This is a genomic window from Acinetobacter sp. ANC 4910 (genome assembly GCF_004331035.1).
Classification (GTDB): Bacteria; Pseudomonadota; Gammaproteobacteria; order Pseudomonadales; family Moraxellaceae; genus Acinetobacter.
Genome location: NZ_SJNT01000007.1, coordinates 154,259 through 177,449 on the forward strand (window position 1 = coordinate 154,259; position 23,191 = coordinate 177,449).

General features: G+C 40.7%; 22 protein-coding genes. 3 read left to right on the forward strand and 19 right to left on the reverse strand.

Annotation, left to right across the window (positions count from 1 at the left end):
* Window positions 1–230 precede the first annotated feature (230 nt).
* The 9 genes from E0H82_RS09775 to madL are packed head-to-tail and all read right to left on the reverse strand — an operon-like array spanning window position 231 to window position 7,499.
* Window positions 231–1,154 (reverse strand): ACP S-malonyltransferase, encoded by a 924-nt coding sequence (locus tag E0H82_RS09775; protein ID WP_131264457.1) that lies wholly within the window; start codon window positions 1,152–1,154, stop codon window positions 231–233.
* Window positions 1,132–2,007, reverse strand: coding sequence for a triphosphoribosyl-dephospho-CoA synthase MdcB (gene mdcB, locus E0H82_RS09780; RefSeq protein WP_131264458.1), 876 nt, complete (start codon window positions 2,005–2,007; stop codon window positions 1,132–1,134). Before mdcB ends, E0H82_RS09775 begins: the two co-directional genes overlap by 23 nt.
* The gene (gene mdcG / locus E0H82_RS09785) at window positions 1,985–2,665 is read right to left on the reverse strand and encodes a malonate decarboxylase holo-[acyl-carrier-protein] synthase (RefSeq protein ID WP_131264459.1); all 681 of its coding nucleotides are present in this window, start codon (window positions 2,663–2,665) and stop codon (window positions 1,985–1,987) included. The genes mdcB and mdcG overlap by 23 nt, the downstream gene beginning before the upstream one ends.
* A 10-nt stretch (window positions 2,666–2,675) precedes the next feature.
* A complete protein-coding gene (gene mdcE / locus E0H82_RS09790) occupies window positions 2,676–3,392 on the reverse strand; it encodes a biotin-independent malonate decarboxylase subunit gamma (RefSeq protein WP_131264460.1) in 717 nt (238 codons plus the stop codon).
* A gap of 4 nt (window positions 3,393–3,396) precedes the next feature.
* Window positions 3,397–4,284: a biotin-independent malonate decarboxylase subunit beta gene (locus E0H82_RS09795; RefSeq protein ID WP_131264461.1), complete on the reverse strand. Its 888-nt coding sequence runs from the start codon at window positions 4,282–4,284 to the stop codon at window positions 3,397–3,399.
* Window positions 4,285–4,287: 3 nt separating this feature from the next.
* The gene (gene mdcC, locus E0H82_RS09800; RefSeq protein ID WP_016166424.1) at window positions 4,288–4,596 is read right to left on the reverse strand and encodes a malonate decarboxylase acyl carrier protein; all 309 of its coding nucleotides are present in this window, start codon (window positions 4,594–4,596) and stop codon (window positions 4,288–4,290) included.
* A gap of 5 nt (window positions 4,597–4,601) precedes the next feature.
* A complete protein-coding gene (gene mdcA / locus E0H82_RS09805; protein WP_131264462.1) occupies window positions 4,602–6,257 on the reverse strand; it encodes a malonate decarboxylase subunit alpha in 1,656 nt (551 codons plus the stop codon).
* 21 nt (window positions 6,258–6,278) lie between these two features.
* Window positions 6,279–7,040, reverse strand: a complete 762-nt coding sequence (madM, locus tag E0H82_RS09810; protein ID WP_131264463.1) for a malonate transporter subunit MadM — start codon at window positions 7,038–7,040, stop codon at window positions 6,279–6,281.
* 60 nt (window positions 7,041–7,100) lie between these two features.
* On the reverse strand, window positions 7,101–7,499 hold the full coding sequence (gene madL, locus E0H82_RS09815) for a malonate transporter subunit MadL (protein ID WP_131264464.1): 399 nt from the start codon (window positions 7,497–7,499) through the stop codon (window positions 7,101–7,103).
* Between the two features lie 136 nt (window positions 7,500–7,635).
* Here madL and E0H82_RS09820 point away from each other — a divergent pair, with 136 nt between their 5' ends.
* Window positions 7,636–8,310, forward strand: coding sequence for a GntR family transcriptional regulator (locus E0H82_RS09820; protein ID WP_131264465.1), 675 nt, complete (start codon window positions 7,636–7,638; stop codon window positions 8,308–8,310).
* Between the two features lie 65 nt (window positions 8,311–8,375).
* Here E0H82_RS09820 and E0H82_RS09825 read toward each other — a convergent pair whose 3' ends face one another.
* The 6 genes from E0H82_RS09825 to E0H82_RS09850 all read right to left on the reverse strand — a co-directional run bounded on the left by E0H82_RS09825 (window position 8,376) and on the right by E0H82_RS09850 (window position 16,271).
* Window positions 8,376–9,200, reverse strand: a complete 825-nt coding sequence (locus tag E0H82_RS09825; RefSeq protein WP_131264466.1) for an SDR family oxidoreductase — start codon at window positions 9,198–9,200, stop codon at window positions 8,376–8,378.
* Between the two features lie 36 nt (window positions 9,201–9,236).
* On the reverse strand, window positions 9,237–10,115 hold the full coding sequence (locus tag E0H82_RS09830; RefSeq protein WP_131264467.1) for a TauD/TfdA family dioxygenase: 879 nt from the start codon (window positions 10,113–10,115) through the stop codon (window positions 9,237–9,239).
* Between the two features lie 91 nt (window positions 10,116–10,206).
* A complete protein-coding gene (locus E0H82_RS09835) occupies window positions 10,207–11,730 on the reverse strand; it encodes an AMP-binding protein (RefSeq protein WP_131264468.1) in 1,524 nt (507 codons plus the stop codon).
* 5 nt (window positions 11,731–11,735) lie between these two features.
* The gene (locus tag E0H82_RS09840; protein WP_171458278.1) at window positions 11,736–12,491 is read right to left on the reverse strand and encodes a thermostable hemolysin; all 756 of its coding nucleotides are present in this window, start codon (window positions 12,489–12,491) and stop codon (window positions 11,736–11,738) included.
* A 506-nt stretch (window positions 12,492–12,997) separates the two neighbouring features.
* The gene (locus E0H82_RS09845; protein WP_131264469.1) at window positions 12,998–14,716 is read right to left on the reverse strand and encodes a GMC oxidoreductase; all 1,719 of its coding nucleotides are present in this window, start codon (window positions 14,714–14,716) and stop codon (window positions 12,998–13,000) included.
* A gap of 109 nt (window positions 14,717–14,825) precedes the next feature.
* Window positions 14,826–16,271, reverse strand: coding sequence for a coniferyl aldehyde dehydrogenase (locus E0H82_RS09850; RefSeq protein WP_131264470.1), 1,446 nt, complete (start codon window positions 16,269–16,271; stop codon window positions 14,826–14,828).
* A gap of 149 nt (window positions 16,272–16,420) precedes the next feature.
* Between E0H82_RS09850 and E0H82_RS09855 the strand changes: the two genes are divergently transcribed.
* The gene (locus E0H82_RS09855; protein WP_131264471.1) at window positions 16,421–17,443 is read left to right on the forward strand and encodes an AraC family transcriptional regulator; all 1,023 of its coding nucleotides are present in this window, start codon (window positions 16,421–16,423) and stop codon (window positions 17,441–17,443) included.
* A gap of 196 nt (window positions 17,444–17,639) precedes the next feature.
* Here the strand turns inward: E0H82_RS09855 and E0H82_RS09860 are convergent, their stop codons facing one another.
* The 3 genes from E0H82_RS09860 to E0H82_RS09870 form a co-directional block, all read right to left on the reverse strand.
* A complete protein-coding gene (locus tag E0H82_RS09860) occupies window positions 17,640–18,419 on the reverse strand; it encodes a sulfite exporter TauE/SafE family protein (RefSeq protein WP_131264472.1) in 780 nt (259 codons plus the stop codon).
* 111 nt (window positions 18,420–18,530) lie between these two features.
* A complete protein-coding gene (locus E0H82_RS09865) occupies window positions 18,531–20,186 on the reverse strand; it encodes a bifunctional protein tyrosine phosphatase family protein/NAD(P)/FAD-dependent oxidoreductase (RefSeq protein WP_131264473.1) in 1,656 nt (551 codons plus the stop codon).
* A gap of 12 nt (window positions 20,187–20,198) precedes the next feature.
* Entirely contained in the window at window positions 20,199–20,882 is a 684-nt protein-coding gene (locus tag E0H82_RS09870) for an MBL fold metallo-hydrolase (protein WP_131264474.1), read from the reverse strand.
* 193 nt (window positions 20,883–21,075) lie between these two features.
* Between E0H82_RS09870 and E0H82_RS09875 the strand changes: the two genes are divergently transcribed.
* Window positions 21,076–22,365, forward strand: a complete 1,290-nt coding sequence (locus E0H82_RS09875; protein ID WP_131264475.1) for a sigma-54 interaction domain-containing protein — start codon at window positions 21,076–21,078, stop codon at window positions 22,363–22,365.
* A gap of 96 nt (window positions 22,366–22,461) precedes the next feature.
* Here E0H82_RS09875 and E0H82_RS09880 read toward each other — a convergent pair whose 3' ends face one another.
* Window positions 22,462–23,115: an NAD(P)H-dependent oxidoreductase gene (locus E0H82_RS09880; RefSeq protein ID WP_131264476.1), complete on the reverse strand. Its 654-nt coding sequence runs from the start codon at window positions 23,113–23,115 to the stop codon at window positions 22,462–22,464.
* Between the last annotated feature and the right edge of the window lie 76 nt (window positions 23,116–23,191).

Here is a 23,191-nt window from a genome sequence, read left to right on the forward strand (position 1 = left end):
GGAATGCTTCAGCAAGCAAGTTCTCCTCGGTTGTATCGAATAGATTTAATGGTCATCACTGGTTTCTCCGCGTGGTTTAAGTGTTCATTGAATATACTGAATCTTTAACCTCACCTGAAATAAGCAATTATTCCGATCAAATCATATTTTCTGCTTAAATGAATTTATGCAAATGACTAACGATCTTGATGATAAATACACCGTCATCCGCGCATTTATTTCATTCTATTTTAGAAATCAGTATTTTGTTGTTTTTCAATCCAATGTTCTAAACCTTGAAAAGTCTTAAAATCATCCACGGCTCGTACATTTAAGTGTGGATAACGTTCCAATAACATTTTACTCAAAGCATTACCTGTTCCTAGTTCTAGAACAATATCGGGTTGATTTTCTTGTATAGCCGTTAAACACGAATCCCAGTCTATGGCATGGTTCATTTGATGAATCAGCGCCTCAACGGCATCACAGGTTTTATAATATTTATGACCACCCGAACCACCAATAATTGGCGTTACCAAACGGTTAAATTGATGCTGTAGCATGACCTGCCGATAAGGAGCTACAGCGCAATCCATTAAGGATGTATGGGAAGGAATAGTGACATTTAGCCGCTTTGTCGAACGTGTTCCCACCTGTTCAAGTTGTTGTGTCAATTGCTGTAAATTTGCTTCTAGACCACCGACAATAAAATGACTATCGCTAATTTTTATTGATAATTCAGTCGCAGTCTTTGCCAGAAGTAGCTCTAATCCGTTCCAATTTAGTCCTTGAACAGCCAGTAAACCACTCGGTTCTTGCACAGCTTGCGACATTAACATGCCTCGCTGTTGTGCCAAATACAGTCCCTGCTCAAAACTAATTTCGGTTGAACAAATCAGTGCGCTCAGCTCACCCAATGAATAACCTGAAAAACTGATGATTTCATCTAGCTTATACTTTAACTTTTGCCATCGACACCACTGTAAGGCAAAAATGAAAGGTTGAGCAAAATCATTGGAATATAAGTCTGCTTCGGATAAATTTGGATTAAATAATGTAGGTAAATAGTGTGTGAGCTGCGAAGTGACATTCAACTCAGTCGCAAGATCTTTTAATTGCTGAACATGAGATAAATTCTGTAAACCTTGTCCACTAAATAATATTGCGAAATTCATGTTCCACCTTCAGCATGAATAAAGTGACCCCCAATAAGTCTGCACTTCCACCGGGGCTAAGATGATGTAGAAGAAAGTAATCTTCTATTTTTTTCACTTCTTGCATCCAGTCGGCTTGTAGTACTCCACCGCGTGCCAAAAACTGCTTCGCCATATCTTGTACAATATATAACGCAGATAAACCACCACGCCAAACAATATTGGTATCTTGCAAATGAGACATTAATGCAAATAAAGCTTGAAGGGAGGCGCGCTTTTTATCTTCTGTTTTTACATAAATTTCTAAATAATGTGGAACAGCAACATCTAAAACAGTTTTAAAACCTGAAGCCACTTCTTCAATAGCACCCGTAATGCCATATTGATTCCGCATGCGTTGCCCATGACTGTTGGGATTACGCTCTAGATGATGTAGTAATTCCTCTTGCCATGTTTGCTGAATTATACGACTGATAGAGATCGCATTCAGTGCAATATCTTGAGCAAAGCATTTTCCTACCGCTGCGCTGGCAAAGCCTAAATTAAAAATTGCCCCTTTGTGGGTATTAATCTGTACGGTTGCTGTCATCATCTTCTGCTCGGCTTGAATCCCACACTGCCGAATATTTTCAAAAGCAACATCTTGGTAACCGTTCAAACATTGTGATTGAAAATAACCATGTAAAGCATGAATACTGCGCTGAAATAAAGGAAAATCCATATCTGCATGACTGCCCTGCGTACTTGGACAAACCAAACCGGGCTTTTGTTCTAAACTGACTTCTTCATAAAGTGCTGTTCGAGCTAAAAGGTCTAATTGCATTGCATACTGTGAAATGTCTAATGCACTTTCATGCTTCTGTATAATCTGCATCTTCAAGCGTCCCTTCTAATAATTGTTCTAATCTCAGCATATCTACCCACTGCAAACCTTTTACAATAATGCTTTGCGTATGATCTGGATAAATCATCAGGAGTTCATTAAACGATACATGCCAAGCTGGATGTATTTTAATTTCTCCATCCAAACGGACCTGACTCAATGCTTGAGCGTGTTGAATCAAATTTAGAATCTCAGAAATTTGTGTTATTTTTTTTGGATATAACACCAAATCCAAGTCTGATGTCGGGCGTACATAAGCTTCTTTGCTAAGGTATTCATACGCATAAGACCCATAGACATACACTTCGCAACCAAGCTGTTGCAAAGCCTCCGCAAAATCATGGATTACCGTATCTGAAAAGGTGTTTTCATGCTCTTTTAAGAGCGTATGTAAAGATAGCGGCCGGGTAATCAGTTCAATTTCAGCAATATCGACTAAACATGCAACCCGATATTTGCAACCCTCAACCAAGCAGTTGATCGCCAGCTTAACTTGTCCATCTGCCGAACTTTCCTGTCGGCATACCGTCATTGGAATATTCTGACTCAGTAACTGAGACACTTTTTGTTTAGCAGGTTCAGGTAAAGTACTATCCAAAAAATGTAATGTTGCTGAATCATATAGATAAGCTAAGTCATGACGATCCATTTTCTGCTCCTTAGCTCAGTGCCACTTTCTCGACAATTTGATTACAAAGCATTCGACCTTCACGTTGCTGTCCAACGACACGGCGCTGATCTGTAATATAACTTTCCAGATGTTGCTGTTGGTTTAATAATGCTTGACTCACCCAATCGGTGTCCAAGTTTTCCCATACGGCGTTGATTGCGCCCATCTTGTAGAAATTTTCTACCCCTGGCGCAAAGATGGCTGAGCTTTGCGACAGTTCTTTCAGTTTTTCTACAGGAATTTTGGTCACCCGTGCCATCGCGTTCAGGTCCATGACTTTGACTTGAGAATCACTGAGTGCATAGACTTCATTGGCCATTAAGCCATAAGAAAGGAATCCACCACTGACCGCTTGACCGAAGATAATGGCAAGATTGGCATGTCCGCTACGGCGTAATAGATCTACACAAGATGCCAAATGTGCAAAAGTACGGTTGAGGCACAACAACTCATCAGCACGTGATAAATCTTGGCCTTGCGTATCTACAATAAACACTACAGGCGTCTGTTGCTTCTGCTGTACCAGCTTTAAAATTTCACCTGCCAGTTCCATGGCAATCTGTTGATTAATCGGTGCGGCATTGACTGTGCCTAGAATGCGTACTGGACCTGCTTCGGTTTGTGCATTGCCCTTAATCACATAACCCTCAATCTGATAATCCAACTGATGAGGAAACAACTGTTGTAAAAGTAATTCTGTATTCATGTGCTCATCCTTGCTTTAACAACACAACTTCATGGGCAGACAGCATCGGAATTTTTTCTGGCTGTGCAATTCCCATGTCATGCCAAATCTGTAAACCATCATTTTTACCAAACCAGCGGTGGTACTGCTGCTCAAGCTGTTGCTGTTGCTGCAATAATTGTTCTAAGTCTAAAGGGGCTGCTTTAGCATCTAGCTGCGCTAAAATCGCATCGCGAATATCCGCAATATCATCCTCAACCAAAGCTTGTACATGATCGAGTAAATAACGATGCTTCCCGCCTGTAACGCGCCAAACCAAAGCACGATCTTTCGAATCAAATTCTTCCACGCCTTTGACTGTTTCAATCACTTCTGGGCCAGACAGTGCCAAACGTCCTTCTTCCGTCATGATAATGGCACTGCTTAAACACGCACTGATGCCCATGCCACCAAAAGCACCACAGGTGCCGCCAATTACCGTAATAATCGGAATGCCTGCATTTCGTACCTGTAACATGGCACGCATAATTTCGGAAATGGCGATGAGACCTGCATTCGCTTCGTGTAGACGCACACCACCTGAGTCGACAAAAAATACGACTGCTTGTGCTTGATCTTGAATGGCTTTTTGTAAAAGACCGACAATTTTTGCCCCGTGGATTTCACCCACAGAACCACCCATGAATTGACCTTCTTGCGCCATAATATGTACAGGTGTTCCATTCAAACGGGCTGTACCAATAATCACACCATCATCAAAACTTCCTGGAATATCCAGAGCCGATAAATGCGGACTAACTTCAATTTCAGTCGGTTTGAGTATTTCATTAAAACTCTGAGCATCGACGACCGCTTGAATACGCGCACGTGCGGTTTTTTCATAAAAACTATTTTTGAGCATCACTTGATCCATGTTCTATACTCCCTTAAACATAGATATTGCTTGGCTTAAGCGCAGGTTCACCACCGCAGGGGTCGCACCCATATCATTTAACTGAAATTTAAGCCCTGCCACTGCATGACGTTGTGCAAATTCATTCAGTACAGACTGCCAAACATGTTGAAAACCGACGGCTGATGTAGTGACTTCAATCTGACAAATATCTGCTTGATCATGCTGTGAAACCAAGACTTCTAAATTTCCAGAACCGACCACACCGCAAATGACCGCCGCTTGTTCAGCGCTCAGTGGCGCTGATTGCAATTCAAATTTTAACTTTTCCATGTCAATCACCAGTTTCTAAAGCGACTTGGGGGACTATATAAACCACCCGACCATTTAACTAAATCTTTCACCGATTTTGCTGCAAGTAAATCACGGCTCACTTGTGTTGGATCGATGCCCAAATCTTCTGGACGCTGAATAATGCCGCGCTGACGTAATTCTTCAACTTTCGCTGTGTCACGCTGCATACCGACTGGGGTATAACCTGCAACACCACGAATGGCTTGTTCCCGTTCTTCTGGAGTCCGACATAACAGTAAGTTGGCAATCCCTTCTTCCGTCACAATATGGGTCACGTCTTCACCATAAATCATGATTGGCGGGAGTTCGCTCTCCATTTTATCTTGCAACTGCCACGCATCTAACTCTTCCACAAAGACAGGATGCATATGTTCACGATACGTTTCGACCAACTGCACTACCAGTTTGCGACCTTTAATCAGTTTTCCATCGACTGCTTCACGCCCTGCTTTGGTATAGGCATAACTGGCATGACGGCGTCCATGCGGGTCAGAACCCATATTCGGTGCACCACCAAAACCAGAAATACGGTCTACCGTGGCGGTTGAGCTGTTGCCTTGCAAGTCAATTTGTAAGGTTGAACCAATGAAGAGATCACAGGCATATAAACCAGCAGTTTGACTAAAGGCACGATTGGAACGCATGCTGCCATCACTGCCTGTAAAAAAGACATCCGGACGTTCTTTAATATAGTCTTCCATCCCGACTTCAGAACCGAAGCTATGGATTGATTCGACAAATCCACTTTCAATTGCTGGAATTAAAGTCGGGTGCGGATTCAAAGCCCAATTGGTACAGATCTGCCCCTTTAGTCCTAAGGATGCTCCATAGGTAGGCAGTAACAATTCAATCGCCGCGGTATCAAAGCCAATACCATGATTTAAACGTTGAATTTGATACGGTGCATAGATGCCTTTAATGACCATCATCGCCATTAAAATTTGCACTTCGGTAATTTGTGCAGGATCACGGGTAAACAATGGTTCTATATAGTTGTGCTTGGGACTTTCAATATAAAAATCGACCCAATCCGCAGGCACATCCACACGAGGTAACTTATCGACAATTTCATTGACCTGTGCAATCACAATGCCACTTTTAAATGCGGTGGCTTCAATAATTGCAGGCGTATCTTCGGTATTCGCACCCGTATATAAATTTCCTTGACGGTCTGCCGCATGTGCCGTGATTAAACAAACATTTGGAGTGAGATCGATAAAGTAACGTCCGTACAGCTCTAGGTAAGTATGAATTGATCCGATACTAATCTTTTGCTGCTGAACCAATTGAGCCAGACGTAAACTTTGTGGGCCAGCAAAGGAGAAATCTACCTTAGAAGCAATGCCCTTTTCAAAGACGTCAATATGACTGGGTAAAGCCAATACTGACTGCACTATATGTAAGTCATGAATCACATCTGGATTACATTGACTTAAACTCTTCGAGAGGAAATCTGCTTGTTTCTGGTTATTGCCTTCTAAGCACACCCGATCTCCACAAGCAATGACCGTTTCCAATAGTTCAATGACACGTGCATGGTCAACTTTTTTTTCAAAGCCTTTTTCTTTGGCTTGATTCAGTTTCTCTTGTCTACGGGTTCTCTGCTTATCCCATAAATGCTTCTTAACCATCTGGTTCATAACAACACCTTTATGTCTGAGTTAGCCGAAGATGGCATTAATCGTGAGGAAAAATATTGAGGGGCCGAGTAAGCAACCTAAGCCTGTATAGAATGTTGCAACCAAAGCACCATACGGTACTAAACGTACATCTGTACCTGCTAAGCCCGCAGCTGTACCACTGGTTGTACCAGCCAGACCACCAAAAACCATCGCTGAGCGTGGACTTTTTAAATACATGAATTTTGCGAGTAATGGCGTGCCGACCATAAAGAACACTGCTTTAATCAAACCAATCGCAATAGATAGTGCAATTACTTCTGAGCTTGCACCAATGGCTGAACCTGTCACTGGGCCAACGATATAAGTCATTGCACCCGCACCAATGGTTGTCATGGACACAGGATCTTTATAGCCCATAACCCAAGCCACCATTGCACCAATAATGAAAGGAATCACACAACCTAGTGTTAAGGCAATTAAACCGACTTTACCTGCTTTTTTGACTTCTTTTACATCCACTTCAAATGCTGTCGATGCAATTGCCAAATCGCGTAGCATGGCTCCACCGAGTAAGGCAAAACCACCAAAAATCTCGATATCTGAAATACCCTTTTCACCTTGAGTATAGACACCTGCAAAATAGGCCAGAACCAAGCCCATAGTGATGGCAAATGCTGAACTTTGTAATTTACCCTTGGTGAGATATTTTGAGAGAAGATGTGAGACATACATCATTAAACCTGTAACCGCCAATGCTGTAACCAATGCATTTTTAGTTAACACCGTAATTATTTCTTCCATTACATTTCTTCCTTGTCGCTGTACAAACCATTTTTATTCTGTGTGAATGACACGCTTTCCTTAAGCTGTTTTTTCCGATTCAACAGACCATTCATAAGACTCATAATCACCACTGGATTTGTTCAACCAACGAATGACTAATACTGTTCCGATGAGTGATGCAACTGAAACAATCAGACCTAACATTCCACCTGAAAGCGCTGCGACTACGTTTTGTCCTGCTGACATAGCAACAACGATTGGAATGTACATACCTGACCAGTACAACACGCCAAATTGTGTGGTTTGGGGTAAGTGACCGCGTTTAGCTAAAACCTCCTTCGATATAATTAAAAGAATCATGGCAATCGCCACACCACCTACATTGGCTTTCACGCCAAGTGCCATACCAAGAATATTTCCTAAATAAACACCAAGTAAATGGCAGATTGCCAATATGGCTGTTCCGTAAATAATCATCGCTGAATCCTCCCTGGATCATGCAGTGCTTCTAATAATCTGACTTATAATTTGCTATAGTTATAGCTTAACTGTATCCAGTGTACAATGTTTTGTACTCAAATAAACATAAATTGTATACAATTTTTGGTGATGTATGACTTCTATTGCGGAACTCCCTCTTTCTATTCAAATTAGTAAAAAGTTAGAGGACGATATTATTTATGGTTTCTTCTTACCGGGAACCAAACTTGATGAACAAGAACTGTGTGATCGCTATGGTGCTTCGCGCACCCCGATTCGTGAGGCATTAAAGCTTCTTGCAGCCGAAGGTCTGGTCGAAATTCGCCCGCGTCGTGGCGCCATTATTCCGACCATTAACCCACTGACATTGTGTGAAATGTTTGAAGTGATGGCTGAGTTAGAAGCTATGTGCGGACGTTTGGCAGCACGTCGTATTCAACCCGAAGAGAAGCAAGAATTACAACGCTTACATCAGTTGTGTCAGGATTATTTGAAGCAAAATGATTCAGAAAATTATTATGAAGCCAACCGTTTATTTCACTTTGCCATTTATCAGGCCAGTCATAATGCTTTTTTAATTGAACAGGCATCTACTTTACACAAGCGTTTACACCCCTATCGACGCTTACAGCTCCGTGTAAATAATCGTATGAATAACTCATTCTCGGAACATAATGAAATTTTAGATGCTATTTTTGCAGGGAATGAACAACAAGCAGAAGGTCTCTTGAAAGCACATGTTGTCATTCAAGGTCAGAAATTTACGGATTTTATTTCGACAATCGAGAGCATTCAGCCCAAAAGTTAATCTTTTCTAGAGATTCGAGCACCCATCTGGGTGCTCGTCAGTTCAGCACTTAGAACGGCTCCCGTTTATGAAACCGTCGTGATTTTTGAATGATTTAACTCGGCAAAACTCTGGATTTTATCAATGTCCTTTTGAATCGAATTAGACACGACATTCGGCAATACCTGATTCACTTTGACAAAGATTTTCTCAGGATATCCCACTTGATAATACAATTTGTCATTTTGTAAAAATTGATACAGCTCTTCAGCCACGAAAGTAGGACTGTCCATTTTCACGCCCAATTTGGCATTCATTTCCACTACCACTGGACTGTTCATGGCAGTATCTGTTGCACGTGGTGAGAAATATTTAAACTGTATTGGCGAATTAGAATATTCACGTGCCAAGGCTTCGCTTGCACCGCGCAAGGCAAATTTGCTGGCACAGTAGCTCACATAACCTGGGTAGCCAATACTGCCAAAAGTCGATCCCATGTTAATAATTTGGCTCGGCGCGGTTTGTGACATTAAAGGAATGATTTTCTGAATTAATTGTAGTGGGTATACCACGTTAATCAGCATCATCTGTTCAATCGCGTCGCTAGATTGATGACTAAACAAAGAAAAATCATTCACCCCTGCATTGTTAATATAGTAATTAATGTGAATCTTTTGCTGCGTCAATGCTTGAATAAATTGTTCACGACTCTCGGCATCGCTCAAATCGCAGCATAAACTTTGTAGTTTTAATTGCGGATATTGCGCTTTAAGTTCTGACTGCATGGTTTGCAATGCTTCAGCATTACGTGCCACAAGTATCACATCCACATTGTTTTTACATAAGTTTTCAACGATGGCTTTACCTATTCCACCTGTTGCCCCAACAATCACTGCTGTTAAATTTGACATAACTATACTCACTCTAATTTTATAAAAGCTTGCTGCTTAAAATGTTTCATTCAAGCCTAAACCCATACTGATATAGAGTTTACGCTGCTCAAGTGGAACCAAAATTTCACGTCGTCCATGCATAAAGCGTTTGTTATCGATAATCGCCACATCGCCATTTTTCCAATCAATTTCCTGCGTATGCTGTTCGCAAAGTACTGCCAGTTCTGCAATCAATTCTTCACTAATCATGCTGCCATCAGCAAAACTAAATTTTGGTTTTTGATAATTATAAGATGGTCCTAAAATGGTATTGGCAAATGCAGGGACACCTTTCAAATTATCATAGCGAATCATGTGCATTTGCAGATGGTATTCCACCCCTTCATCGTGAGATGGAGTGATCGCTTGTCCTGGAATCATCTGAATAAATTGGTTTAAATCTGCCCATGTCACCGTATCCGCTTGGGCAATATTCAAGGCAGTCGCCACATATTTCTGCCAAATCTGTTTTGGTAAATAACGGCTAATGGTCATCGGTGCTGCAAACTTTTGTTTTAACTGCTCAGACAAGTTCTTCCATACTGCATGTCCATCACACACAGTGGTTTGCGAACCTTCGGTTGCGCTAACTTCACTAAAAAAAGCAATAATATCGGGAGGTAATGGCGTTGTACCATTTTCAATATGCAGCCCAACTGCCTGAGTGCCTGCATCTACTTTTTGTGATTGTTGCGTAATGTTTTCACGTGCAGGGTCATAGGTCAGCTTTTGACATAAAGCGGTCATCAGATCACTAAAACGATGTACGTCATAATGTTCATGTCTGAGTAAAATCCAACCTTGCTCACGTAAGGTATTCTTGATTTCTGCATGACTTGAAGCTGAGTAACTACGACTCTGCTCAAGGTCAAATATGGATTGTTCAATATTCATATCTTTACTCACTATTTAGTGAAATTTCTATGCGTGGAAATTAAGTTTTCAGGTCTTAAAACTACTGTCACTTCTGTACCTTGACTACAGCTCATTGAAGCGACAAATACTGCCCAAATTGCTTTTTAATTTCGTTGCGTCTCAATTTCCCGTTGTCGGTTAACATCTGATTATTCAGAGAAAAGGGTTCAGCCGATCGATACCATTGTTTAATTTGGGCATAGTCAGGCATGCGATGATTGGCTTTCTGTACCGCCTGCTCCAGCATGCCATCCGATACATTTTCTTTGGCATAAATCACAGCAGAAAGATAAGGCTGTGCTTCCCCAAAGATAGCAATCTGGTTAATTTCGGGTTCACTCGAACCATTCGACTCCACCCATTCAGGTGAAATATTGCGCCCAAAACTACTGACAATAATTTGCTTAATACGACCCGTAATAAACAGATATCCCTCTTCATCAAAGAAGCCAGCATCACCCGTGTGAATCAAAGGATCAACTGCCAGCTCATTCAGATAACCCTGCATCGCATTACCACGAACCACCACTTCACCATTGTCCGCAATTTGTACATCGACATGGGGTAATGGTTGGCCGACACTGCCAATTTTTCTGGCATTGGGTAGGTTTAGACTAACCACAGAAGCGCATTCTGATAGTCCATAACCTTCATAAACAGGCAAGTTCAACTGTTGCGACTGTAACAACAAATCGGTTGAAACCTTGCCACCGCCCACTGCAATAAATTTCAAACTCGCAAAAGCCTGAGCACCAAATTGTTGAATATATTCCACCATTGCCTTGAGCATCTGTGGCAGTAAAATTACGCTCTGAATCTGGTATTGCTGTACCGTAGCTGCGAAGTTTTCCACCTTAAACTCATGATTGGACACCAGTCCAAAATGACTGACATTACCGACTACAATTGAACGCCCCATATTCAAGGCAACATAAATGCCTGCAATATTTTCCAGCAAGGTCGCAAATGGAATTAGACATAAATGGCGTCCCAATTGGCTCGACTGCAATGCTGTACTAAGCGATTCGGTAATCGATTGAATCATTGCTTCAGCCAGACACACCCCTTTAGGTGTACCTGTACTGCCTGAGGTATAAGTAATCTTTGCAGGCACAACTGAATCCATCGTTGTTGGTGCAGTCACATTTAAACCAATAAAAGTCCCTAAAACATGTTCGGAAGCAATAAACTGTTTAATACCATCTTGCTCTCTCAACTCCTGCAACCATGTATGATTTTGTGCAACACAATCAAAGTGATAAGTGGACGTTGTTAGATTTATATCTGCCAAAAAAATTGTATCGACAGCACTGTCTTGTAATAAATGTAAAATCTGCTGAGCGCTAAAAAATAAAGGAATCGGAATCACCGTAATTCCCGCCTTTTTAGCGGCTAAATCAATCAATACCCACTCAATACTGTTCATGCCCCAAATCGCGAGTTTCTGTATCTGTAACCGACTAATTTCCTTAGTCAGAACCTCAACAGTATGATCCAGTTCTGCATAGCTCACGGTACGCATTTCAGTCACAATCGCTTCACGTTTAGGGCTTTGCTTAGCGTATGCTGCAATGGCATTGAAAAATTGATTCATAAACTTCACCCACTGATTGCAGAATGATTTACTTTGAAATCATAATGTTGCTGGGTCACAGTCAAAGCATCAGCGACATTAATCGCCAACACCAAAGGTTTTTGCTGGTAGTAATTGCCCCACTGTTTTTGAGCTTCACCCAGTACTTCAGGATTTGCCTTCTCTAAAACATGAAAATGTAGCCCCATTTGTTGCAATACATAACGTACGGCTATGGTACCTGTACACACGGCCCATTCCACTTCTGCCAAGGTGAGATAAAACACCAAAAATGCCACCATCATTTTGGCATATTCCATGTTCTGAGAAGCAAGATTGCCGATTTCAATAATCTTTTCTCGCGCTACATCACGTTGAATCATTTTCGTTAAGGTCTGTTCAATCGGCTGTACAAGGTACTGCTCTAAAAATGCCTGATGGGATTTGAGCGGTTCAATGCCAATCGCCACTTGAGTTTGATGCTGAAATTCCCCTACAAATAAGGTGGAGGAAAAATGTGATAATGTTGCTTTATGCATTTCCTGATACTTGGTGCTGATATAAGTTTCAACTTGTTTACGCTCAGACTGATCGACTTGTGCAGCATGTATACGAAGCAGCATATTTTTTTTATGTGACACAATTTGATAGGTTTTCTGGTTATCTAATAGATTTAAATGTTCTAGCTTTGCTGTAGAATTTTTATAAACTAGATGATTCTTATAATAATTCAAACCATTAAATTTGGTTGAAAAATCTGTCCCAAAGATGAATGTAGTCATAGTCATCTCGCCATAAATTAATTAATTAAAAAATAAGTTTTGAAACTTAAAATTTACTTAAATATTTATGACAATTTTATGACAACCACAATCCCCAACATATAATTAATTTTTATATTCAAATACTTACATTATTTTAGTTTTATTACATGAAACTTAAGATACAAAACAATATATTGTAAACCATGACCCATAATCTAACTGAAAATTATTACCTTTTACACTATTCATTATACAAACAGATTGCTGATGAAATATTTTATAAAGCCTAATCCGAGAACCAAAATAAATACACGCCAAACAATTAAAATAATTATATTTTATTAAAATATATAAAGTATAAAATTACCCTCTCCAATTTTTTTAATTAACTCAAATGAAATTGATTATAACTTTTACTTAGTTTTAGTCTTGAACAAAACACTGAAAAATTCTTTGATAAAACAATATATTGGATAATTTGACCTATCACTCCCCATTAAGTCATAGGTCAAATATTGAATCTATTAGGCTTGAGTTAATGCAATTGCCAAGTCACCTGTACCGTCTAACTCGGATACTTGTCCTGCTAAAGGCTGACTAAACTGAATACGCTTGATTTGAGATGCTTTTTCTTCAGAAAAAACTGGAATTTGGCTCATAGCAAATTCAGACAATGCTGTGATGGTTAAAGATGGATTTACCCCTAAATTCCCTGGCACAATTGAGCCATCAAGCACGCGTAGGTTTTGATAACCGAATACTTGCCCTGTAAAATCTACCACACCATTCGACTTGTCACTGCCCATTGCCACACCACTCATAATATGTGCTGTGGTTGGCGTCCCCAATATAATTTCAGTTAAAGCTGAACCCGGTTCTCCACCCAATTTTTCGGCAATCAGTTTGGTCGCTTTTTCAGCCGCAGGGAATGAAACAGTTAAAGGTGTATCTTCAGGCTTTTGCACCGCAGTAATACTATTTTTAAACAATCGATACCACTTTCGGCGCCATTCCAAATGAATAAAGGCTTCTGACTTTTGCATGACCAATAAAATGATTGAATTTTTAGCTTTCCCCTTATAGCGCAGCACTTTATAGGTTTTCCATGGGTGCAATAGTGTATTGAACACGAATTTCATAAACCGAATAAAACCTTGCCCAGTTACCATGGGTACATAAGGAATATAAATCCAAGAAGCATCTGCCCCTTCAGGGAATCGGGTCACCTCAATATTGGTATCTGCATCGACTGAAATAAAGGAACTGATCGCTACGCCATCATCCAATCTTTCACGGGTATTGTTCGCTGTAGTCAATGTTTCCGAATTGGTTCGAATTTCTTGCCCTAAAAATGATGAAATATTCGGTAAGGTCTTATATTGATCCCGCATTTTTAACAGCATTGGTACAGTGCCCATCACCCCTGCGGATAACACCACGCCTCGACTGCGTAGACTATACTGACGAACATTCTTTCCAAGTGTTTCTTTGACAAGAATTTCATAACCTGCACTGCCATCTTCATTCAGTGGCGTGATTTTAATGACTTCAGAACTTGGACGAATCTCCACCCCATTACGCTCAGCAAAATACAGATAATTTTTCATTAGGGTATTTTTTGAATTGTTGCGGCAGCCCAACATACATGCACCGCAATAATTACACGTTTTACGCTCTGGCCCATCACCATTGAAATACGGGTCTTGAACCGTCTGACTTTGCAGACCATCGGCTTGCGGGAAAAATACGCCTGTAGTCACCGTTTTAAATGAATTTGCATAACCCATCTCTGCGGCAACTGCTTTTAAGGTATGGTCTGCTACATTGGTATAGGTATTATTTGTGGTTCCTAACATGCGCTGCGCCAAACCATAAAACGGCTTTAATTTTTCTTTCCAGTCTTTCCGAATTTTAGTCCATGCCTCTGACTCAAAAACCGCATCGGGTGGAATCAAATGCACATTGGCATAAATTTGTGAACCACCGCCCACGCCTACGCCATGCAAAATGGTCGTTTTACTGGTAAAGGTGAATTGCATGGTGCCCTTAAGTCCTAACTCAGGTAGCCACAAATAGTTTTTAGTGTCTAAATTAGTGGTTGGAAAATCCTGATCTTCACGGCGTAAGCCTTTTTCTAAAATTAGGACTTTATTGCCTTTTTCACTCAAGCGCAGTGCACTGACTGAACCACCAAAACCCGATCCAATGACAATCTGATCAAAGTCAAAATGTTGATCGCTCATTCTATTAACTCCTTTAATAGCTTTTTTTATTTTTTAAACATGCGTCACCCCTGAACTTCAAAAATTTCCTGAAGCTCAACGGCCCTATTTAAGTGTTTAAACGTTAAAACTAAGATTTCATGCGAATTAAAAAATTCAGCACCCATGTAGCAAATTTTCCATACGGCGGAGCCAGAAATTTCAAACTCGAAAAACCTGCCTGATAAAATACTGGACGCATTTTAGAGAACGTGAGAAAGCCTTCATAACCATGATAATGCCCCATACCACTAGCCCCCACACCGCCAAAAGGCAAGTCGTGTTGTCCAACATGGAACAATGCATCATTCACAGACACCCCACCCGACATAACACGACTGATATAGAACTCGACTAAGCGTTTATTGTGACTAAATGGATAAAATGCCAGAGGTCGATCGCGCTGCACAATATAGTCCACCACTTGTTCGGGACTTTGATAAGTTTTCACCATCAAAATGGGACCAAACGTTTCGCGCATATCAATTTCCATCTCATCAGTGCTGTTGAGCACCAAAGTCAGCGGGATTTTTCGTGTTGCAGCATCGGCTTCTTGTTGGTTTAAATTAATTAAAGTTGCCCCTTTGGCTTCTGCATCAGCAAGACTGTGAGTTAAGCGTTGATAGGCACGATGATCAATCACCGAAGTATAATCTTTACTATGAATATCAGGCACATGCTCTTGTACCCAAGCCTTTGCAGTTTGAATAAAGTCTTGAAGCTTCGATTCATGCACAAATAAATAATCGACATTGGTACAGATTTGTCCCGCATTAAACTGCTTCACGAACATAATCCGCTCAACCGCTTTGTCGATTGGGTATTCTGGATCAATGACCGCAGGTGATTTACCACCGAGTTCCAAAGTCACAGGAGTTAAGTTTTCAGCCGCAGCCGCCATCACTTTACGTCCTGTGGCACCTGAACCCGTAAACATCAGATGGTCAAATGGTAGTTTGGAAAACGCAACGCCAACCTCACCCGTTTCATCAAAAATTTGTAACTTTTCTTTGGCAAAATATTTAGGACTAATCTCGATTAACAACTCCGCCAAATGACGCGAATTTTCCGACATTTTCACCATAGCGGTATTCCCTGCAGCAAACACGGCGGACAATTGAGAGAACATTAAATTAATAGGGAAATTCCACGGCACAATAACGCCAATCACACCCAGTGGTTGAGGAATTAAGCGGTTCTTGGCACCAAAATACATGCTGTGGTCGACTCTGCGCTTTTGCACCTTCGTCCATTGATTCAAATGTTTAATACTGCTATTGATATCGTCAGTTGCTGTAATAATTTCTGCCAGTAAAGTCTCATGACGTGAACGATTGCCATAATCACGATTTAAAGCTTCTACAATCGCTTCCCGATGATTATTGATCATTGCCTTTAAATTCAATAAATGCTGCTTGCGTTGTGCGTTGCTTTCAATCCCTTGCTGATGAAAACTCGTACGCTGCAATTGGAAACAGTCTTGTAATGTCTGTTCGATGACTGTTTGCTCTAAATGAGACTGAACTGTAAGTTGCATAATCTTTCCTTTTAACGGCTAACGATTATTGACTCGTTCTTGATGCCTAGATGGAGAAAATCTCTCACTCTACTTTAACAAAACACTTGAATTGAGCTTGACTTTTTAGGACACTAACTTGATCTTTTAGGACATGCAGGAACATTGTTATGGCAAGTTATATCCGTGCAGCCAGCCTTGGTGGGTTCGAAGAACTTGTTCGTAGTTACGGTGTGAATCCTATAGAAATATTAAAACAAGTCGGTATTTTGCCATCGTTACTACGCGATCCCGATTCTTTCATTCATTATGATCATTATTTAAGTTTATTAGAAAATGCGGCTTTACGCTGCCAAGAAGAATGTTTTGGTTTAAAACTTGGCGCACTACAAAATATTAGCACGATTGGTTTAATTGGCGTATATATGTCCCGACAGGCGACTATTTTAGATGCGTTGAATGTTGCCCAAAAATATGTTTATTTACATGCCGAAGGCATCGTGTTTCAAGTTTCACAAGTGAATACACAACTGTCTAAACTGACCTTTGTTCGTTTAAGCGAATACAATACTGATGTGCCACAAAAGTCCCAACTGGCAATCTGCCTCGTGACTAATATTTTAAAAGATTTAATTGGACCAACTTGGCATGCAGAAAAAATCCATTTGAAACAACCGACGCCTAAACAAGCTAAAGTATTTACAGACCATTTCGCTTGCCGAGTTGAGTTCGAAACAGAAGAAGATGCGCTTTATTTTCCTGCCAGTTTTTTAACCCATAAACCCTATGCATTTATTAATGACGATTTGGTTGATCGACTAATTTTGCAACAACTGGAAACACAAAGCAGCACCAAAGCTACTCTTGATACGGCATTGATTGAAAGCTCAGTCCGCATGTTAATGGCAACAGGTGATTGTAGTATTGAAAATATTGCGTTATGTATGGGCATGCATCCTAAAAAGTTACAGCGACTCTTAAAAACACAAGGCACGACTTATCGCGATTTACTCGAAAACGTCCGCAAGAAAGAAGCGCTTCGTATGATTAATGCAGGTAATGTCAGCCTCACAGATCTAGCCTTACAACTCGGTTATGCAGAACTTTCAATTTTCAGTCGTAATTTTAAACATTGGTTTGGCATCAGCCCTTCCGAATGGCGTGATGCCAATAAACAAGCGTTTGCACATTAAAACTGTATTGAATCTTTGAGCATCATTCGATTGGCTTCAACGCATTCACAAATAGAATATGCTCTTCATCATGATGAGCAATTGGTAGATGTCGTAATATTGCTATAAAAGTAAAGCTAAGGATAACGACTCATCCTTAACTTTACTTTTTATCTTCAGTTGTAGATTTATCGTCTTATATCAATCTTGGAATGCCTTAAATCAGCGCTTTAACCAACATTGAAATAGCGACCACAATCACGGTTATGGCAAAAATCTTTTGAATAATGCTTGATGGCACAAGGTTTGTTGCTTTACGTCCCAATAACATACCGACGATACAGGCAATCACAAAGGTTACTGAAATACTGATGGGATACTGAAAACCATCTAATACATGGATTGAAATACTCACACCGCCAATTAAAAAGATAATCATCAATGACGTTGCCACAATACTATTCATGTCTAAATCTGTGGCTTTACGCAACGCAGGTACAATCACAAAGCCTCCGCCTACACCGAGCAACCCTGTTAATAAGCCTGCAACCACACCAATAAAACCCAGTACCGAAGCAGTTCTGACATTCCAGATTAATCGTCCCGTCGATTTATTCACTTTACAAGGTGGATTTTCCATATCATTGACTTTATTAAAAAAGACTCGATAAGCCACCACCAACATCACTAGGCTAAAAGCAATGCTCAACCAGACTGGTGAAATGATATTGGAAAGTTGTACCCCATAACGTGCTGAAGGAATACTGATCACCGCAATCCAAATCGCAGCACGATAACGCACGATTTTTTTGAAAAAACCCTGAATTGTTCCCACAAAAGCGGACAAGGTAACAGCCAATAAGCCGACTGGGGCTGCCTGAGCTACACTCCATCCCTGACTCGCCATTAATGCGGGAACTGCGAGTATTCCTCCGCCAGCACCTGTCATGCCAAGCAAACATCCTATTGCCAAGCCTTCTAAAACTAACAACCACATGTTGTTTAACCTCTTTGAAGCATTGCTAGACCCATTTTTAAGAAAAAAGAGTCCCTGACCTATCTGTAGCGCGACAGATAGGTGCCCGTGTTTGAAGAAATCGGTTAGAAATTAGCGTTTAGGTTTAACCATCCATTCATGCCCTTTGAGCATGCCATCCCAATACATCGGTGGAAGAATCTGCTCTTTTAACAGCCATGCCAGTCGTGTCGGTTGTTCACCATTAAGCAGCCATTTTGGAAAGCTTGGCAGCAATTTGCCACCATAACCAAACTCGGCCAGTACAATTTTTCCACGCTCTACAGTAAGTGGACATGAACCATAACCATCGTATTGGGCAAAGTTGGCACCGCCTTGTAAATACTCCAGTACATTCACAGCCACAATTGGTGCTTGCTTACGTGCTGCCGCTGCCGTTTTGGCATTCGGTGCATTCATGACATCACCCAAAGCAAAAATATGCGGATATTGGGTATGCTGTAAGGTATGTTGATCGACACTGATCCAACCTGCCTGATCGACTAAATTACTTGCCCGAATAAAGTCGGGAGCTTGCTGTGGTGGCACCACATGCATCATGTCAAAATCGGTTTCTATAATAGGACTGTTTTCAACATTCAGTTGCTTAAACCAAACGCGTTTTTGTCGACCATCTACCTTGATGAGTTGATGGTTAAAATGCAAATTTGCGTCATAACGTTTGACGTATTCCATCAAGGCAGGCACATAAGCAGGTACGCCGAATAACGCTGCACCTGTATTGTAAAAATCAATCTGGATATCTTTAAGTACGCCCTGCTTTTGCCAATAATCCGCTGATAAATACATGGCTTTCTGCGGTGCACCAGCACACTTAATTGGCATAGGTGGTTGCGTGAAAATCGCCTTACCGCGTTGCATTTCTCGGACTAACTGCCAAGTGTAAGGGGCTAAATCATAACGATAGTTAGAAGTCACACCATTCTTACCCAAAGTTTCGACCAATCCCTCAATGCCATGCCAATTTAGTTTTAAACCGGGGCAAATCACCAAAACGTCATAATTTAGCGGTTTACACCCTTCCAACAACACTTGCTTATTGTCTGGATCAAAAGCCGCCACTGCCGCTTTAATCCATTGCACTTGTTTTGGAATTAAGCTGGCCATGGTTCGCACAGTTTTTTCAGGCTTAAAAATGCCGCCGCCCACCATTGTCCAACCCGGTTGGTAGTAATGAACTTCTGCGGGGTCAATAATCGCAATATCCAAATTCGGCTGACGTGAAAGTAAGCTTGACGCCACAGAAATGCCCGCAGCACCGCCCCCGACAATGACCACACTCAACTTTGGAATATGCTCTTGTGCATGTGTCGATTGCTTTAAAATACGGGGAATGACACCTTGCAAGTCGTATCCTAAAGTTCTTGCTGTCAATAACATTTGCTCTAAGGTCTGATCTGTTACTTGAGACAATGCCCAAAGCGTAATAGAACGTGTGCCAGATCGGCAATATGCCAATAATGGCTTTTGAGCCTGTATATACAGGTGTTTAAATTCCTCGGCTTGCTCATCAGTCACTTTACCGCTCACCACAGGCAAATACTGAATTTGAATCCCATAAGGTTGTAAAGCCTGTTCAATTTCAGCCACATTCGGTTGATCGGGACCTTCGCCATCTGGACGATTACAAAATATGGTTTTAATGCCACGTGCTGCGATCAATTCAATATCTTGCGTAGTAATTTGATCGGCAACCCAAAATTCAGTATTGACTTGTTTTAATTGCATCTTCTTTCTCCTTTACTGACCACAAGCTTTATTGGCAGGTAATGCGATATCAATTTTTTTCGGATAAGGAAGATTCAAATTGTTCATAATTTCCACAAATTCAGCTTTATTTCGCGCTGCACCTAAACGCGAATTATGTAAACGCTCATGCCCGACTGTCGAAGCTAAACGGCCTTTATAGTCATGTCCCGGGTAAACAATAGTCTCGTCTGGCAAAGTAAAAATTTGAGTATGAATGCTGTCATACAAGATTTCGGCATTGCCTTCTTGAAAGTCGGTACGCCCACAACCATCAATCAGCAAAGCATCTCCTGTAAACACCATACCCTCTGCAACATAACTGGTACATGCATTGGTGTGCCCGGGGGTATAACGTGCTTCAATATTTATTTCACCTATCCGAATCACACTTTGATCAGTAATAAATATATCGCCACAGTTCACACCTGAATTGCGATGCAATACAGTTTTGCAGCCAAATTTTTCACGTAATAAATTGGCAGCGGTAACATGATCCGCATGGACATGCGTATCCAAACTATAGACCAGTGTTAAGTTATGTGCTTCCAAATACTGAGTATAGACATCTATTTCAGAAGCGACTGGGTCAATCAATACAGCTTCACGTGTCTGCTCTGAAGCCAAGAGATAAGTATAAGTTGAACTTTCTACTTCAAAAAATTGATGAAAGATCATGTTGTAACACCTGAATAAATACGTTTCTTTATTCTTAAATTGCAAACATAGTGCCAACTTTTAGCTTTTTTAATTATATTCATTAAAAACAATATATTAAAATTTAAATTATAAATTTACTCTTTTATACTATTTCATCTTTGTTTCACTTTATGTTTCAATAAGAAACAAATGAAACAGATAGTGAAACACCATGCTCACTCTTAATTTTGCTTTACAAACACAGTTAGAATTATTTTTAGAACAATTACAAAGCTTTATTGATGAAAATTTGATCTTGATTCAAAAACAGCAGAGCCAAAATTTTATTTATGAGTATGGGACATCCGAGTTCAACAAAAAAACCATCACTGCCTTCAAACAGTTAATTCAAAACACAGAACTGCAAACTGGGTTGATTCATCTGCCTGAAACCTCTACACAATATTTATTGACCCGAAAAAAACTGAATGTGCTTGATCAACAGTTTGTCGGTGAGATTTTTTTATTTCAGCCTGTTTCTTTAAATACGGTAAAACCAAAGCCTATATCATCCTTATCTCTGCAAGAGACCTTTCATAGCCAGTCAAGTTCGATGCAGCATATGTTCTCTATTATTGAGCGGGTTGCGATTACCGAATTTCCTGTACTGGTTCGGGGCGAATCAGGCAGTGGAAAAGAACTGGTGGCACAGGCTATTCATCAATACAGTGAAAGAAAAAAGCATCCGTTTATTGCCATCAACTGTGCTGCGCTCAATGCCAGTCTCTTAGAAAGTGAATTATTTGGGCATGTTAAAGGAGCTTTTACTGGCGCAATCCGTGAACACAAAGGTGTCTTTGAACGTGCGGCTGGTGGTACTTTATTTCTGGATGAAATTGCCGAAATTCCACTGGAACTACAAGCCAAATTATTACGGGTACTCGAAACAGGAGAGTTCACGCCTTTAGGTGGTGAAAAATCGTTAAAGTCGAATGTCAGAATCATTGCAGCGACTCATCGTGCGCTGCGTGAAGAAGTCAAGTCAGGGCGTTTCCGACAAGACTTGCTCTACCGTTTAAGGGTCATCCCAATTTTCGTGCCGCCATTGCGTGAACGCAAAGAAGATATCCCCCTAATTGCCGAGTTTCTACTGAATGAACATCGGACTTCAGCGCAAGCCCCTATTCTTTCAGAGGATGCCCTGCAAACTTTAATGGCATATGACTGGCCCGGGAATGTCCGCGAACTCAAGAATACGTTGTTATATGCACTGGCAATGGCGAATGGTCGTTCCGAAATAGGTATTTCCGATTTACCTGATGAGATCATTCACGGATTGCAGGATTCTGTATCTGAACCTGAAACATATGAGCAACCTATACGAATCAACTCCGCAAAACTGGATGCCTATACCTTGCAGCAAACCCTAAAGAAATATCAATATGACTTGGGATTAACAGCACAAGCCTTAGGAATTAGCCGAACCAGTTTGTGGCGCTACCGCAAGAAATTTGGAATATAAACCTCATTTCATGCGGGCTTTAGTCGTTTGTCGAAAATAGCATCGGATCTGCATTTTGCATGGATAAGATGCTTTTCTCCCCCTCTTTTAATGCCATCAATTGCTAAAATAAAGCCGAAGCCGTTGCACCATTCCTTGATCTGATTTTTTTATCAAGTTGGCATAATCACGTTGAGCCAGTTCCTTCATTAATCCCAGCCAGATTTGACGTTGCGCTAAACTAGAACCCCGTATAGAACCTACATAATGTGTCTTTACTGATCCTACACCACAAAATTTTAATGTCGTATCTTTAAGCTGCCGCGTGCTCGGTTCACCAAAATACCATTTATAAGTCCAACCCGCCTGATCTAAGGTGGTAATAATTCTGGCCGTTTTACGTTTTAAATGCCCACGAATACGGTCGCTGTTTTCAAAATAACTAAAGGCTTTGCCCGGAAGAAATAAACGATCAATAAACCCTTTAGCTACAGCAGGTAAACCGCCCCACCACACTGGGAAAATCCAGACCAAATGATCCGCACTCATTATTTTATTCCAAGCTGCTTGTAAATCGGGTTCAAGCTCCATTCTTTGCTCATAGCCATATTTTAGATTGGAATCAAAATTTAATTTGCCAATTTCAATCACTTCAACCTGTAAGTCAGATGGTACAGCTTCAATATAGGCTTGCATCAAAGCTTGATTAAAACTGGTCGACGATGGATGGGCATTGATGACCACTATTTTTCTTTTGCGTTGCGTACTCATATATTTCTCTAGGTTTAAACAAATTCACACTCAGATATCACTTGATATTTGAAATATGCCTAGCCAAAATAGCGCT